The organism is Donghicola eburneus (assembly GCF_900115865.1).
Classification (GTDB): domain Bacteria; phylum Pseudomonadota; class Alphaproteobacteria; order Rhodobacterales; family Rhodobacteraceae; genus Donghicola; species Donghicola eburneus.
In genome coordinates this window covers 1-15689 of sequence record NZ_FOXY01000026.1, presented here as the reverse complement: position 1 = coordinate 15689, position 15689 = coordinate 1, and the positions used below count along the sequence as shown (strand labels likewise).

Below are 15689 nucleotides of genomic sequence, written 5' to 3'. Positions count from 1 at the left end.
TTTTGCTGAGGCTTTTGGCTCAAGCGGTGCCTGTAACGGGAACCCAACCACCTCAGAAAGAGGCCGCGGGTACCAGCATTCGCCACAAGCGATTGGATGTTGGCTGGTGTGACTTCCGAGATCGTGCAACCAATGACGATAGGCGTTGAGCGTCAGCAGATCTGTGCCTGACGGTTTTGCCTTCTGTGGCCTGAGATGTGGACGACACTTTTTTATTTGGGCGTCATATTTCTGAGCGAAGGCTCGACTGGATTTGGCGTTTGGTATAGCTTCTGCTTACCCCAGAAGAGAGTAAAAGCAATGCTATCCACCTTAATACCTTGCGCGAACAATTTTTTTGCGTCTTGCGTCGCTGCCTCCCACAGTATCTCATAATCCTGAAAAGTTTTTTGGATCAACCACCTTCAGTGAAACGGCGGTCATTACAAATCGTCGAAAGACTCCGATCCAGGTGCTCTCGATTGAACTGAGAATTGGAGACGTGAAATGCGTCGAGCATCCTAGCTTTCCGCTGCAATCGAACACGCCTTTGAAGCAGCTAATGAAGTTTGATTTTCGAGATTGCGTGCCCGGGCGCACCTATCCGACTATTCTGACAGCCCGTATTTAAGAAGCTGGCGCCTCGGAGCCTAAAACGATTGTGTTTGAGGGGCGTTTTCGATCCGACGCGATCGGACGTTCTGCGGGGATTACGCCGCGTGTCAGGTCTCTCTGATCGCGCACCAAATGGCGCGGCGGTTTTCTCATATTTGAACTTTCAAATCACCGACCCCCTTTGCGCGGCGGGACAGTTTGGTAAATAGAACATATAGTGAACATTCGAGTCGGAGGTTCATTGTGAGTCGCGAGATACTGTCCGTTTGGTTCCTGCGTCTGGCCAGCCAGCGCGCCCTGCGTCGCCGTTCGGTGGCGGGGCCTTTTGCTGTGGTCGGGCGGAATCGCGGGTCAGAGCAGGTTACATGTTTGAGCATGGCGGCCTCGCGGGCCGGATTGCAGGCGGGAATGGCCTTGGCCGATGCGCGGGCCATGTGCCCGGATTTGACGACCGTGCCCGCCGATCCGCGCGGGGATGCGTGGTTCTTGCGGATGCTGGCCCGGTGGGCGGGGCGGTATTGCCCTTGGGTCGGGCTCGAGGGCGAGGACGGGCTGGTGCTGGATATCACCGGATCGTCGCACCTGATGGGCGGGCCAGAGGCGTTGATGGCTGACCTGCGTCAGCGTCTGATGCGGGCCGGGTTCACTGTGCGGCTGGGGGTGGCCCCGACGCGAGGGGCGGCGTGGGCGCTGGCCCATTATGACGAAGGGATCGCGCTGGGGGATCAGGTGCGCGCGCGTCTGTGGCCTTTGCCCGTGGGCGCGTTGCGGCTGGAGGACGACGTGATCGAGGGGCTCGCCCGTTTGGGGGTGCGCAAGGTGGCGGATCTGGCGGCCTTGCCTCGTGCGACAGTGGGGCGGCGGTTCGGGCAGCAGCCTTTGGTCCGGTTGGATCAGGCGCTGGGGGGGCAGCCCGAATCCATCACGCCGGTAGCCGAGCGCGAACGCCCTGCGGCACGACTGACCTTGGCCGAGCCCATTGGCCGGACCGACGATGTCATGGAGGGGGTGCGGCATTTGCTGGGGCAGCTTTGTCCGCAGCTCGAGGAGAGCGGAGAGGGTGCGCGAACCCTGCTGCTGACCCTGCGGCGGGTGGATTTGCGCGATGCCTCGGTCGAGTTGCGACTGGCGCGGCCCATGCGGAAACCGGATGACATCGCGCCTCTGTTCGCCAAGGGCGTGGACGAGATCGACGCCGGCTATGGCATCGACCAGATGCGGCTGGAGGCGACGGTGGCTGAGGCTTTGCCGCCCGAACAGGTGACCGCCCATTCGGTGCCCGGGGATATCGCGCGGGCGGGGGCCTTGGCCGATCTGATGACGCGGCTCGGTGGGCGCTTGGGGTTGGAAAACGTCCTGCGCTGGCAACCGGCAGAGAGCCATATTCCCGAGCGGGCGTTCAGTACAGCAGCGGCGGCGTGGTCCGAACCGGCGCGGGTCTGGCCGGATGTGCCTCGGGCGCGGCCTGTGCTGATCTTTGCGCCCGAATCCGTGGGCGGGTCGGGCGCGCGGGCCGTGCCGCGCCGGTTCCGGTGGCGGCGGATGGACCTGCACCTGCTAGAGGCCGAGGGGCCAGAGCGGATCGCCCCCGAATGGTGGTTGGACGATCCTGCGTGGCGGTCGGGCCTGCGGGATTATTGGCGCGTGCAAACCCGCGAGGGCTGGCGGCTGTGGATGTTCCACACGCCCCAAGACCCTGCGTGGTACGTGCAGGGGCTGTTCTGATTTGCCATGACCTACGCCGAGCTTGCTGTCACAACGAACTTCACCTTTCTGCGCGGGGCCTCGCACCCTGAGGAAATGGTCAGCCGTGCCGCCGAACTGGGGCTGGAGGCTGTGGCCATCACCGACCGTAATTCGCTGGCTGGTGTGGTGCGGGCGTGGTCCGCCTTGCGGGAACTCAAGCGCACCGCCGAAGAAGAGGGCGCGACTGTGGTCATCCGGTCTTCGGTCGGGGTGGATCCGTCGAGCCGTCAGCAGTGGCAAAGGCCCGAGACGGTGTCCGCGCAAGTCCTGCATCTGCCGCGCCTGATCGTGGGGTCGCGGATCGTCTTGCGCGATTGCGAGGCGCATATTCTGGCCTATCCGATGAACCGCGACGGGTATGCGCGGCTGTCGCGGCTGCTGACCTTGGGCAAGCGGCGCGCGGACAAGGGGGGCTGCGATCTGGGATTTGCGGACCTGCTGGAAAACTGTGCCGATCTGGTGATGGTCGCCCTGCCCATGACTGACCCCGAAGATGCGCGGATGCTGGGGCAGTTGACGCAGTTGGCGCGGGCGGCACCGGGGCAACTCTATTTCGGGGCGGCGCCGCGGTATGACGGGACGGATGCGGCCCACTTGGCGGGTTGCGCGCGGGCGGCGCAGGCGTGCTCGGCCCCGATGGTGGCGCTGAATGATGTGCTGATGCACCACGCCAGCCGCCGCCAGATGGCCGATGTGCTGACCTGCCTGCGCGAGGGGCTGGTGATCGACCGGATCGGCCAGCACGCGCTGCTGAACGCGGAGCGCAGGCTGAAAAGCCCCGAGGACATGGCCTGCATCTTTGCGGCCTATCCCGCCGCCCTGCGCCGCACGACAGAGGTTGCGGGCCGCTGCGCCTTTGACCTGTCGGAGTTGTCCTATGAATACCCCGACGAAATCGCGGACGGCGAGACGCCTCAGGCGCGACTTGCGCGGTTGGTCGAGCAGGGCTTGCGGCGGCGCTACCCTGCGGGCATCACCGAACGCACCCGCATGATGGTCACCAAAGAGCTACAATTGGTCGAGAAGCTGGGCTTTGCGGCCTATTTTCTGACTGTCCATGACATCGTGGAATTCGCCCGCAGTCAGGGCATCCTGTGTCAGGGGCGCGGGTCGGCGGCGAACTCGATCCTCTGTTATGCCTTGGGCGTGACCGAGGTGGGGCCAGAGGTGATCACCATGGTGTTCGAGCGGTTCGTCAGCGAACAGCGGGGCGAGCCGCCAGATATCGACGTGGATTTCGAGCACGAGCGCCGCGAAGAAGTGATCCAGCACATCTACGAGAAATACGGACGGCACCGCGCGGGCCTGTGCGCCACGGTAATCCATTTCCGCAGCCGCGCCGCCATACGCGAGGTCGGCAAGGTCATGGGCCTGAGCGAGGATCTGATCGGCGCGTTGGCGGGGCAGGCCAGCGGGTGGTCCCGCAGTGGACTGGACCCCGAGCGCGTGCGCGAATTGGGGCTGGACCCGAATGATCGGCGGCTGGCCCTGACCCTGCGCCTGATCGGAGAGATCACGGGCTTCCCGCGTCATCTCTCGCAGCATGTTGGGGGCTTTATCATCACGCGCGGGCGGCTGGATGAGCTGTGCCCGATTGAAAACGCCGCGATGGAGGGGCGCACGGTCATTGAATGGGACAAGGACGACATTGATGCTTTGGGCATTCTCAAGGTCGATGTGCTGAGCCTTGGGATGCTGACCTGCATCCGCAAAAGCTTTGACCTGATCGCGGGACAGGGCGGGCCACGCTACACGCTAGAGAACCTGCCGCGAGAGGATGCGCGGACCTATGACATGCTGTGTGCCGCAGATGCGATCGGGGTGTTTCAGGTGGAAAGCCGCGCGCAGCTGAACTTCTTGCCGCGGATGCAGCCGCGCCAGTTCTATGATCTGGTGATCGAGGTCGCCATCGTCCGCCCCGGTCCCATTCAAGGCGGCATGGTGCACCCTTATATCCGACGGCGGCAGGGACAAGAGCCTGTGATGCTGCCCTCCGAAGACCTGCGTAATGTCTTGGGTAAAACGCTGGGGGTGCCGCTGTTCCAAGAGCAGGCCATGCAGATCGCCATCGTCGCGGCGGGCTTCAGTCCGGGCGAGGCGGACCGTCTGCGGCGCAGTCTGGCGACCTTTAAGCGGATGGGGACGATCAGCACCTTCCGCGACCGGTTTGTGGGCGGGATGCTATCGCGGGGCTATGCGCCTGACTTTGCCGAGCGGTGTTTCAGCCAGATCGAGGGCTTTGGGGAATACGGTTTCCCCGAGAGTCATGCCGCCAGTTTCGCACTGCTTGTCTACGCGTCCGCTTGGCTCAAACGGCACCATCCGGCGGCGTTCGGCTGTGCGCTGCTGAATTCGCAGCCCATGGGGTTTTATGCCCCTGCGCAAATCGTGCGGGATATGCGGGACCACGGGATCGAAATCCGCCCCGTCTGCGTGAACATGAGCGACTGGGACAACACTTTGGAACGCAGGCCCGACGGGCAACTGGCGGTGCGCTTGGGCTTCCGGCAGGTCAAGGGTCTGCGTCAAGAGGATGCCCAATGGATCAGCGCCGCCCGTGGCAACGGTTATGCTAGCGTCGAGAGCCTGTGGCGGCGTGCGGGTGTGCCCCCTGTGGCGCTGGAAAAGCTGGCGCAGGCCGATGCCTTTGCCGATCTGCGGCTGCGGCGGCGCGACGCCCTGTGGCAGGTCAAGGCGCTGCGGGCCCCCAAACCCTTGCCTCTGTTCAGTGACCTCAGCCAAGAAGAGGGGATCATTGAGCCGGATGTGAACCTGCCCGCCATGACCTTGGGCGAAGAGGTTGTGGACGACTACCTGTCCCTGCGCCTGTCCCTGCGCGCGCACCCGATGGAACTGCTGCGGCCCCATATTCCGAACCTTTTGGCGCACGAACGGCTGACCACGGCGCCGTTGGGGCGGACGTCGGTCTGCGGGCTGGTGATCACACGTCAGCGGCCCGGCACGGCCAGCGGGGTGATCTTTATGACGCTCGAAGACGAGACCGGCACCAGCAACGTGGTCGTCTGGCCAAAGATCTATGAACAGTTCCGCCGTGCGGTGATTGGCGGGCGGCTGGTCCGGATCAACGGCTATATCCAGCGCGAAGGGCAGGTGGTCCATGTGATCGCCCAAGAGGTCGAGGATCTGTCGTGGATGCTCTCGCGCCTGTCTGATCCCGAAGGCCCGCAGAAGCCAGAAACATGGCAATCCGGCCCGCCAGCCCCCCGTGCACGGCATCCGCGGGAACAGGCCAAGCGGCTTTTCCCCAGTCGGGATTTCCACTGACGGGCGTCACAAAACCTTCACCGCAGTGAAAGCGAATAGTCACATCCGGCTGATAGCTCCGCCAACAGACCCCGTCCCGAATGGGACAGGGGATGTGTCATGATTTGGAGCGACCTATGAAAAAGACGATTGCAGTCCTTCTGGCAGCCACCGCGATGACCTCGGCAGCCTATGCCGACGGCTTGACCCGCGTTGCGACCGTCCCGCTAGACGGTGAAATCACCGGCCTGTTCGAGCAGAATGGTGACCTGTTCTTCAACGTCCAGCACCCCTCGGACGAGCTGAACAGCACCTTTGCCAAAGCCACCGTTGGCGTCGTGTCAAACGCAAACTGGGACGCTGCTGAATCGGCTGTGCCCTCGGATATCGAAGGCAAATCGTCGGTCGTCACCTCGCTTGGTGACTACCAAATTCTGATGCAAGAGGGTGATCAGAACGTCGCCGGGATCATCAAGTCGATCGCGGGCGAGGAGCTGCTGATCTCGAACGACCCCGACTTCAACGGCTACGTGCCGACATCCGAGAACGAAGGCTTCTTGTTCACCAACTGGGAAAACCGCCCCGGCGGGATGTCGCGCGCCGCGCTGACTCGTGACGCGGACGGCAAGTGGACCGTTGGCAACATTGAGATGGTCGACTTCTCCAAAGTGGGCGGCACTTGGGTCAACTGCTTTGGCACCGTATCGCCTTGGGGCACGCCGCTGACCTCGGAAGAGCTTTATTTTGACGAGACCGCCGAGTGGAACAACCCTGAGTACAAGTACCACGAAGACACCCAGATGCTGGCGTCATATCTGGGCGAATACCCGAACCCTTATAATTACGGCTTCATCGTCGAGATCACCGATCCCGCAGGCGAAGCGACCCCCGTCAAGCGCATGGCGCTGGGCCGCATGAGCCACGAAAACTCAGTCGTCATGCCCGACCAGAAAACCGCCTACACCACATCGGACGGCACTGGTCAGGCATTCTTCAAATTTGTTGCGGACACTGCGGGCGACCTGTCCTCGGGGACGCTTTACGCGGCCAAGCTGACTCAGGAAGCGGGCGCGGGCGCAGACGCGGCCACCACGGCGTTCGGCATGGAGTGGATCGAACTGGGCCACGCCTCTGAAGACGAGATCGCAGGCTGGGTCGCTGAATACGACGGTATCAAGCCCGAAGACTTCGCGGCTGGGGCAACCAACTACATCTCTGACGAAGAGGTTGCAGCATGGGCCAACGGCGAAGCGGCGGATGCCCGCGTTGCATTCCTAGAGTCGAACAAAGCGGCCAAGGCGATCGGCGCCACCGCCGAGTTCCGCAAAATGGAAGGCGTGAACATCAACCTCGACGCAGCGGCTGACGGGTCGGTTCCCTACATGTACGTTGCAATGTCCGAGGTTTCGAAAACCATGTCAGATGGCGAAGGCCATATCGACGTCGCCGAGAACAAGTGCGGCGTAGTTTACGAGATGGAACTGGACGCAAACTTCAACGTCTCCAAGATGGTGCCCGTCGTTGCAGGCCACGGCTACAACGGTGACGCAGAGGTCAACCAGTGCCCCGTCGACTCGATCTCGAACCCTGACAACCTGCTGGTGCGCGCCAACGGTCAGGTCATCATCGGCGAAGACACCGGCAACCACGAGAACAACGCTCTGTGGATCTGGACCAAAGGTCAGCATTCGTAATCGGCTGGCAGAGATCGTGATAAAGGGGAGGGCATTTTGTGTCCTCCCTGTCCCGCCCTCAATAAAATGACCTTTTCTGAAAATGGGTCGTTTGTAACCCACTGATTTTTCTACGCATCTACTGTGTGGTTTCTTGTGGGGCGGCAAGTTTGTCCTTTGTGCACGTTCAAAATGACCATTGAACGAACAAAAAAAATGCCACCGCTCGGTGGCATTTTTTCGTTTTGTTCGAGGAAAATCGTCAATCGTGGCTGACCATCCTCAGCTGTTTGTAATCAATCCTGAATTTATGGGTCCGAAGCAGGTCTTTGACTTCAATGGGATCAATCAAAACTGCTTTGAGACCATGTGTCCCGTCTTTCCTCTTTGCCTTCGATAGATATCCATTGAGCAACAGGTGGAGAAGCGTCGGAAGATCTGTGCCACAAGCTTTCGGAGCCGCATCAAGATCGACATAGTTTCGAGGTGTTTTGCCAACGATCGCGACAACGCGCTCAATGCATTCATTCACTTCTTGAACCTGTCTGCCATCAATCTGCTTGCCAACTTTACCGCTCAGATCGAACCTTTGATGGAGGCGTTCCAGGCTGCCGATGTTCAAAAGCGGAACCAGGAAAGGTTGTGGGATCATCAATGTGTCCGCTGCTTCGTTCATTGACAGGGAGTTTTCCAATGCTTCAACGAGATCAGGCGTTTTTTGAGTGTCGATTAGGACCGCCGACCCAGTGGGCCGATTTACTGGATCGACATACCCGGCAGCAGCCAACTCGTCGTATAGAGTCTTGAATGAGACTTTCATGCGGGACGCCACAGAGGCAACGGTTCTAAAGCGAGGGCGATCGACCTGCGTGCCCAGCACACTCTGCCCAGGTTGCAGCGGCATATTTTCGACGATGGCGTTTCGTACGATTTCAGCGAGCGGAAAATCTGCTGGCTGCTTGGCCTTCGCCAACCAGCGATACACAACGCCGAGCGAATTTTGCGGACCTACCACCCGCTTCTTTCTGGCGGCCTCGGAAATGGTATCCGTCAAAAACGTAGAAATTGCAGCCTCGCCGTTTGTAGAGACTTCCCAACCCGCGCGACCCGCATGATCCCACATGTCAGGCGTCATTTTGGTGGTCGATTGGTTCGGGCCAAAAACGATCAACGCGCCCAACAGTTCAGTTGCGCGGACAGCGTAGTCTATCCTCTGCCCATCTAACCATTCGGGTCCAGTTTTTCCGTCAAGCCGGGATTCAATGTAAGTCTGCAAGGGAGATGGCGAACGCGGCTTAAGGGGCCGAGCCTCAAAAACAGCGTCCCCCATCGCATGCAATTCGTAATAGTGACCAGAAGTTTTGCCCGCATTGACGCTGTGGAGCGGAACGTTGTGGGTTGGGCAAGTGCGTACATGTGAAAGACGCCAGTTTAGACGATGTAGCATCGCAACGTATGGCCGAGGCTGATTTTGGCGGTCTTCTTTTAAGCAAATTGGGCAGAACTGCGTCTCGGACCGAGTTGTGAAATCTGCCGCAAATTGCTCTCCGCGCAACTGAAGCAAATGTGGCGTAATCGCCAAGATATTGTTTCTGAGAACACGCTCGGTGTCCTCACCTGCTCTGGCGCAGAGGCTTTCGATGGCCTCAGGCTCCCCACGCCACAAATCTCGCGGGGAAACCGCGAGGTCTTTTAAAAAGGGAACCAGGCGCCCGCCAGTATGAAAGGCCGCTTGCCGCGCGGCCCATGACAATGGGGTTTCATCATCAGAGAAGGGAATGTGGGGAAAGAGCTTATCCATCAGTACGACCGTTTCCGCTTCTTTGGGCTGTCAAGGAATTCGCTCAGTGCCGGATCCGTATCGATGAGCCAGAAACGCTCCGCATAGAACACATTCTCTGAGACTTCACAGGCTTCGTTCATAGCGTACGCTGCGGCGCAATGATCATTTTCCAGCCGCTCATCTGAGCGTTCGATGGCAACCTCCAGAGCCTGCAAAAGCAGTTCGATTGCCCGTCCAAAACAATACCGCGAACCGTGAAAGATGCGCGCGATCAGATCACGTTCGGCCGGTGGAAGTAGGCCGACCCGATCGCAGTACTGCTCCAAGATGGTCTGAAAATCAGCGCCGTCGGTCTGTTCTACGAGGGCTGGCAGCGACATTGCCGTGAACCGCCTTTTGACCTGCTGGTCGCTCCGGATCACATCAGCCAAATCACGTGTTCCAGTCAGAATAATTGCCACGGCAGCCCCGCCTTGCATGAGCGATTTAAGAGCGCGGAGAATGAGCTTACGATCCGCACAGAACAGATCATGTGCTTCGTCAATCCAGATGACGCCGATATCCAGCAACTCGAGACGGTACCGAAGATCCTGTACGAGTAACCAATTTTCTTTGCGGGGGCTCGCGGCTGGATATCCCGTTTCCTTCAAGAGCTGCATGATCATGCTTTTGAAGGTAGCGGGGCTGGGTACAGAGCATTTGATATACCGCGGAACCCCGTCTTCACGGGGTTCAAGGGCGGGCATTTTTTGAAGCGTTCGGTTTACAAGGTGTGATTTCCCGCTCCCGGGAGCACCGGTGAGCATGAAGCCGCGGGTTTCACCTTCTCTGGTCCAACGCTTGGCGACGTGGGTTGGATTGCCATGCTCATCCTTCGCCAGCAGGCGCAAGATATGTGCTTGAACGTCACCATCGCGGTCAGTGCCGACATGAAGCTTACGCAGGCCCTCAAGGGCCTGCTCTGCACGATTTAGATCCATCATGATCAATCCTCCTCGAACCTAATCGAAGATGTGGCGCTGTTCCGGGGCCCCTTCGACTGCGTTTTGCCGTCTGCGTCATCCTCACCAAGCAAAGCTGCTGACGAAGGGATCTCGCGCCCAAGGTCATCTTTTGCCTGCGTCGGAACCTGAGGCTCGTAGAACACCACCCCGGAAAGAAGCTTGTTCTCTTCACGCGCCCGGCGTTCGTCTGACCAATCTTCCAGGTTCAGGCCGGCCTTTCCCATGGCCTGAGCATTTCGTTCGCTGATCGCCTTGATGGCTTCACGCACAGCGACATTGTCCAGTCGATTGGATTTTGGTGATGAACTCTTCACCTGACGTACCGCGGTGAGCCAGGTCTGCGCCGCAACACCCTTCAAGGAGGTATCTACAGCCGGCACGGTGTACCAAGCATTGTCCACTTGGACCGAAATTGCCCCGATATCCTTGGGGTGCCACCGCACCTTGAGGGATTTCGGCTTCTTCAGACGCAACTCAGTCTGAAGAGCTTCCGACTGATACTTTACGCCGAGGACGGTGGTCCCCGACTTATCGAGACTGCGCTCGAACTCTCGGCCAAAGCAAAGGCGCATCATGTCTGCGCTTGGCGGCGGCGTGACACCGTATTTCTTCGAAAGCCGCCGCCATGCCTGTACGGGCGTCTCACCTTTCAAGCCGCCATGGGGCGAGTTGTGGTAGATGTCGATAACCCAGCGCAGGAGTGCAAACGTGAAGTCATCCAGATTAAGCGCTGCACGTTTTTCCGGATCTGCATCCCCCTTTTCAATGATATCCGAGAAGGTGTAGCCCGAGAGCCGTGGCGCGAAATCAGTGCTGAAGGTCAAAAAGCTACGCTCACAGGTGCCGCGCGTTTCCGGAACGCCGTTGATGGCCATCTCCCACGCGACACCGAGGTCCTCAGCAGCTTTACGGAAGCGACGAGACTTGAATGCTGACCCTCCATCAAAGACAATCAATTCGGGCGTGCCAAACATGTCCCAAGGCGTTAGCGCGCCTACTGCGTCAGCCCAGGCTCCCTTGTTGACAGTGATCATATGCAACAACTGGACCGCAGCTTCGGGGTTGGGATTGCGACTAAGGACGAGCCCGACGATACAGCGTGTCGCGCAGCAAATTGCCGCCGTTAAGGTCCAACGCGCCATCCTTTTTCGTTTTTTCTTGCCAGTTTTGGGATCAATTTCCTCCTCGAAGTAGAGGCCGAGCAGCTGTTTCTCTTCATCGGTCAAAAGTTCATAGATGCCCGAAGTGACGAGAAACGTCTGAACGTCGACAGTCCATTCGTCAATTTCCACGCGTTCCAACGGCCGAGTGACTGAAATCCCAGTCGTCCGCGGGCGGAACTTTTTACGTGCTTCAGCCTCACCCTCACGCGCTACCATGACACTGAAAGGATCAAACGATCGAATGCAGCGTCGCGTCGTTTCTCGACTAGGAATCGTGAACGGGGGCAGGCCGCGGCTGGCGCGTTCTTTGTTGCGCTCCTGAAAAGCGAGCTGAACCTCCTCATGGATCATCTTAATTGTTGGTTTGTCGCGGGACAGATACCCTATCGCAACACGCATAAGCAGAGCCATAGCCTCTGGGCAGTATCGCCGCGCGCGATTTCCTCTTTTCGCGATCGCATCAAGATGCCCCTTAAGGCCGAACGCTTCTCGCTCAGCCAACCACCGACGCAACGTGCGCGGAGCCGGTGCGTTGCCGAAATCCTCTGTCGGTTTCAGCGTGGTGTCGCCTTGCGGCACGTCTTTCGGTGCGAGTTCCATAACTCGGCCGACAATTTCACGCATGTTTGCCAAAATCGAAGCGTCAGTGTACTTCAGCTTCTTTTCCCGATATAGTTCTTCGGCAGCGGTGCAATAGCAATCCCTCCTATCGAGGCGGCGAGCGGCCCTACCAGTCAACGCGGAGAGGCACATTTCAGGTTTGGCTAAGCGCCGACGTGCTTCTTCCGGCAAGAAATAGTTTCGATCGACTTGAATCCGGTTTTCTGCTCCCCATTGGCCAAGCTCTGCATGGCTAAATTGAACACATCGCCCTGAACCGAAGTCTACGCGCATGAGATAGCCGACTTCCGTGCATCGCTCAGGCTGGTAGGCCATCCCGTCGATCCGAACCCGATCGTCTTTTCCGAATACGAAGTGTGCGTTTTGATTGTTGAAGGAGAGATCCATGGTTGTTCCTTTCAGATGTGAGAGTCGCATCTGCGACATGGTTGGGGAGCAAGCACCCGATCGGTGCCGCAGGTGAAAATGTCTGATGATGATGGTTTGGGGCCCGGATGCGCTTAGGCTTTGGGGGCGCAATGAGAGCACCACTGCGCTTGCGTGAACCTGCGTTCAAAATGGGGAAGCTCCCAACGCAAGCAGTCCTTTGCTGAGGGCGAGGGCCGGGAATTAATGCCATTTGTGGGCATGTTGAGTTCCTTTAGAGGCAGTACTTTTCAGACCCCTGCCGGAGCTCGGCAGGGAGGTTTGGTTTAGAAATTGTTCGAGAAATCACAGCGGCGTCTGATGGCGGGCCGGTTCAGCGAGGAAATATGAAGGGCTCAGAGTTCGGAGCTCATGCCTCGGGCTGAAGGTGATATCGTCCTAGCTCATGGGGTGAGTTTCTTGAAAACCATGGAATTGTAGCCGATTTTCTCATGCCTGAGCATTTCCAGGTGTCCTGAACAAATCAGGCGCACAAGGGCGCGAAACCCCATGCCCTCCAATTTGGTTTTCGCAACAAGATCACTGATCGACCGCAAGCCAGACATGCCGCGCACAACGTCTTTTGCGACAGTGTCGCCGAAGGGATCGGCGCGCATCACCGAATGAAACAGCTTGGCGTTGTGAACTTCCACTGGGCATAAGTCTTCTGCGCTGATGAGAAGCAAGTTGTTCAAAAAGCCCTTTGCGACGGCTTGTTCCTTAATGCGCGCCAAATCGGCGAGGTACTTTTGGCTCACACGTTTGTCGGGGCGGACTGCGTACCCCACAACGCGATCGTCGGTACGCTCTACAACCAAATCGATGAAGTGCCTGCGTTTCTGGTTCTGTTCAGAAGACCACTCAAAGAGCACTTGCGTCTTCAAGCTGCGCGTATTCCGGCGATAGGCCAGTACCATAGCCGCTTTGCGTTCGGTATGACTTTCAAAGTCGGTACGCACACCAGGCCCGTCTCCCAACACCATGGTGCTGGTAAAATGGTGGCTCGAACCAACTTGAGGCTTTCGATCACCTTTGCTTTCGGCGGGCAAGAGAATGCCGCCATCAAAACGTTCATCTAACATTGCTATCTCGCAACTTGAGTGACCCAGCCCGATGAGCCGGACTGCGGATGACCTATGGGCACATTTGCCCCGCCCGCTGCGCTCATAGAGCGATGAGGCTGGAAAGCGGGCAAAGCTCCACCGTGACGGCGCATTGCGCCGTCTAAAATAGGTCCTTGATCAGCGAGAAGATCCGGCGTCGTTGAACCAACAGCATCGGCGTGCTAGATTCAGAGTTGCTAGAAGTAGACTTCGGTCTTCTCGTGAAGAGGCGGTCTGTTGGCGCAGATCGCTTCATTCATTTGAGCGGTGTCGGTTTTTGAATGTGTCTCGGCATTTCTCCGTGTTTGTTTCCGAGTAATTTAACACGACACTCCGCAAGATCGCATGATTTATTTATTTAATTTCAGTCGGTTAAAGGTCGTCTAGGTTTCGTTTTTTTACACAGGGCATTCATAGATATTGTCCCCCTAAAAGTGCGAGACACAAACTCAAGCCGGAACAACCAATCACTCGCTAAAAGCCACACGAAATCGCTGTTCGTATTTCGCAAACGCTTTTCCTGATCGTCGAAACATCAACGTTTAAACACGGAATCGAAAAGCGAATCGATCACTCGCAAAGAACCCCTTGCACTCGAAATCCACTTGAGATCTTGCGACACCGCTCAGATGTCGAACGATCCCATCCGGCAAGGGCCGCATCATTTGCGGACCGTCACGGGCACCCCACAATTGGCGAAACCGAGCGCGCAACTTGAAAACCACTCAAGAGGGTGGCGCTCAAGGCTGGGTCCAAGCTTGGAAACCTTGTGCGTTTTTCCTCTTGAGCCAAAGATATCCGATAGGGGGCGACGATATCAATTTTGGACCGGGCATATGTTTTCCTTGTCCGAAGCCCTGGCGCAAATATGCAACATTTTAATAAAAAATGAAAAATATTGTTGTTTGCGATAGGGTTATGGGCCACAAAATTCCTATCTCTAACCGAGGAACATCGTTCCGAGGGAACGTATAGTATCGAGATAGGATTTAGGTCTTCTTGCTCGATGGGAGCGGCCTTCCAGAATTTTCAAGCGAAAAACGCCAGAAATAAATTGTATTTTTACAATTGACTCACCCAAACCGGTGAAAGTTTCTTGGCGCATTACGTGTAATTCGTGGATATTAATTACACAATCCGAAGCGTAGTTCCTTAAAATTTAGAAGAGCGCCAATTTTTCTGTAAGTGATAATTTATAGCTCGAAGATCCAAGCACTGAATTTCGAAGCGATCAACCCAAGTTAAGCATCTGGGTGTCAGTTGCGTTGCAATCATGAGGTGTCGATTGCCAAAGCGCCTCCGAGCGCCTGCGCAAAGCCGAGAGCGAAATAGGCGGAACAGCACCGCAGGAATGCTAAACGCCTGCGAAAAGGTAGATAAGAGGGGCGCGGAACGATAGAATTCTCGTTATGCATGTATTTTGCTGCATAATATGCGTCGACTTGTGATCAGTTATTTCCAAGGCGTTACTCATGACCCAGTATCAGGACGCGGGCTTTAGGGCTTGTGCGGTATGATCCGCCGAGGTTCACGTCCGCCTCTGTGAAACCTGATAGGGAAGGGGCTCCGGGGTTTTCGGAGACAGGGTGTCGGAAAGCCGCCGTGCTCAGGGCGTTCAATCGGAAAAGCCCGGTCTTCCGGGGGCGTTAGCGGCTTCTGGACAGCGTCAGCGCATGGCATGACGGACCGAGCCGGTCTCGGGTCATGCGATCACAGGCGTTGGTGGGCGGGGCAAGCCTCGCCTCGCTCTCCGGCTTGTCGACGAGGCGGGTTCGGTCGGCGGGACCGCAGGGTTCGTTTGCAAGGACGGTCTCAACGTCTTTCAGAAACATGGATGCCGGGTGGCCTGGGACACGCCGATGCGCGTGTTCGTGGATTACGCGGCAGCCAAGAGCTCGCAACTGCGCAACTGGCTGAGAGCGGAGTTGCGGCGGCGCTTCACGAGAAGTGCGCGCTTAAGTTTGGCAGCCGTCGTTCTCGGCCCATATTTGCCGTTAGCCAAGGCCTGCATCGCCGCAGTGCAGCTTCACCAGGCCGCACTGTCGAAGCGCCCCGCAGCATTTTGACAGGCCAAGGTCGGCAATGCGCAGATAGCGCCCTTTGCAAAGTCGGGTTGATCGGACTCAACTTCTAGCCTGAGCGGCCCAAAGCGGTGATTTACTAGATGATGTTCGCCAAGGTACATAGTGCCTCAAAGGAGCCCTTCATGGGTTCACGAGAAAATATCCAGTAAGAGGGTGTGCGGCGTCCACTGCCAACCAAGTCATTCGATTTCTAACTGAACTCTCCGCGGATGAGACAAATCAGAAAGACTCGTGGGCGCATCAAACCAA

Annotated in this window: 8 protein-coding genes; 4 read left to right on the top strand and 4 right to left on the bottom strand. The window is 57.8% G+C overall.

Annotated features, from left to right (window positions below; all coding sequences use genetic code 11):
- Window positions 1–837: 837 nt before the first annotated feature.
- The 3 genes from BM225_RS20720 to BM225_RS20710 all read left to right on the top strand — a co-directional run bounded on the left by BM225_RS20720 (window position 838) and on the right by BM225_RS20710 (window position 7298).
- Window positions 838–2319 carry a Y-family DNA polymerase gene (locus BM225_RS20720; protein ID WP_072705618.1) on the top strand — a complete coding sequence of 494 codons (1482 nt, stop codon included), beginning with the start codon at window positions 838–840 and terminating at the stop codon, window positions 2317–2319.
- 6 nt (window positions 2320–2325) lie between these two features.
- Window positions 2326–5625, top strand: coding sequence for an error-prone DNA polymerase (locus tag BM225_RS20715; RefSeq protein WP_072705620.1), 3300 nt, complete (start codon window positions 2326–2328; stop codon window positions 5623–5625).
- Between the two features lie 116 nt (window positions 5626–5741).
- A complete protein-coding gene (locus tag BM225_RS20710) occupies window positions 5742–7298 on the top strand; it encodes an alkaline phosphatase PhoX (RefSeq protein WP_072705622.1) in 1557 nt (518 codons plus the stop codon).
- A 241-nt stretch (window positions 7299–7539) separates the two neighbouring features.
- Here BM225_RS20710 and BM225_RS20705 read toward each other — a convergent pair whose 3' ends face one another.
- The 4 genes from BM225_RS20705 to BM225_RS20690 form a co-directional block, all read right to left on the bottom strand.
- The gene (locus tag BM225_RS20705) at window positions 7540–9078 is read right to left on the bottom strand and encodes a TniQ family protein (protein WP_092465435.1); all 1539 of its coding nucleotides are present in this window, start codon (window positions 9076–9078) and stop codon (window positions 7540–7542) included.
- Window positions 9078–10043 (bottom strand): ATP-binding protein, encoded by a 966-nt coding sequence (locus tag BM225_RS20700; protein ID WP_092465434.1) that lies wholly within the window; start codon window positions 10041–10043, stop codon window positions 9078–9080. The genes BM225_RS20705 and BM225_RS20700 overlap by 1 nt, the downstream gene beginning before the upstream one ends.
- A 2-nt stretch (window positions 10044–10045) precedes the next feature.
- On the bottom strand, window positions 10046–12235 hold the full coding sequence (locus BM225_RS20695) for a DDE-type integrase/transposase/recombinase (protein WP_177218677.1): 2190 nt from the start codon (window positions 12233–12235) through the stop codon (window positions 10046–10048).
- 422 nt (window positions 12236–12657) lie between these two features.
- Window positions 12658–13335 carry a hypothetical protein gene (locus BM225_RS20690; RefSeq protein WP_092465432.1) on the bottom strand — a complete coding sequence of 226 codons (678 nt, stop codon included), beginning with the start codon at window positions 13333–13335 and terminating at the stop codon, window positions 12658–12660.
- A gap of 1880 nt (window positions 13336–15215) precedes the next feature.
- Here BM225_RS20690 and BM225_RS21730 point away from each other — a divergent pair.
- The gene (locus tag BM225_RS21730) at window positions 15216–15422 is read left to right on the top strand and encodes a hypothetical protein (RefSeq protein ID WP_143095437.1); all 207 of its coding nucleotides are present in this window, start codon (window positions 15216–15218) and stop codon (window positions 15420–15422) included.
- Window positions 15423–15689 lie beyond the last annotated feature (267 nt).

What these genes read in the sequence shown, in the direction of transcription:
- BM225_RS21730 (WP_143095437.1), top strand. Translation starts at nt 15,216, where the DNA reads ATGCGCGTGTTCGTGGATTACGCGGCAGCCAAGAGCTCGCAACTGCGC.
- BM225_RS20690 (WP_092465432.1), bottom strand. Translation starts at nt 13,335, where the DNA reads ATGTTAGATGAACGTTTTGATGGCGGCATTCTCTTGCCCGCCGAAAGC.
- BM225_RS20710 (WP_072705622.1), top strand. Translation starts at nt 5,742, where the DNA reads ATGAAAAAGACGATTGCAGTCCTTCTGGCAGCCACCGCGATGACCTCG.
- BM225_RS20700 (WP_092465434.1), bottom strand. Translation starts at nt 10,043, where the DNA reads ATGATGGATCTAAATCGTGCAGAGCAGGCCCTTGAGGGCCTGCGTAAG.
- BM225_RS20705 (WP_092465435.1), bottom strand. Translation starts at nt 9,078, where the DNA reads ATGGATAAGCTCTTTCCCCACATTCCCTTCTCTGATGATGAAACCCCA.
- BM225_RS20715 (WP_072705620.1), top strand. Translation starts at nt 2,326, where the DNA reads ATGACCTACGCCGAGCTTGCTGTCACAACGAACTTCACCTTTCTGCGC.
- BM225_RS20695 (WP_177218677.1), bottom strand. Translation starts at nt 12,235, where the DNA reads ATGGATCTCTCCTTCAACAATCAAAACGCACACTTCGTATTCGGAAAA.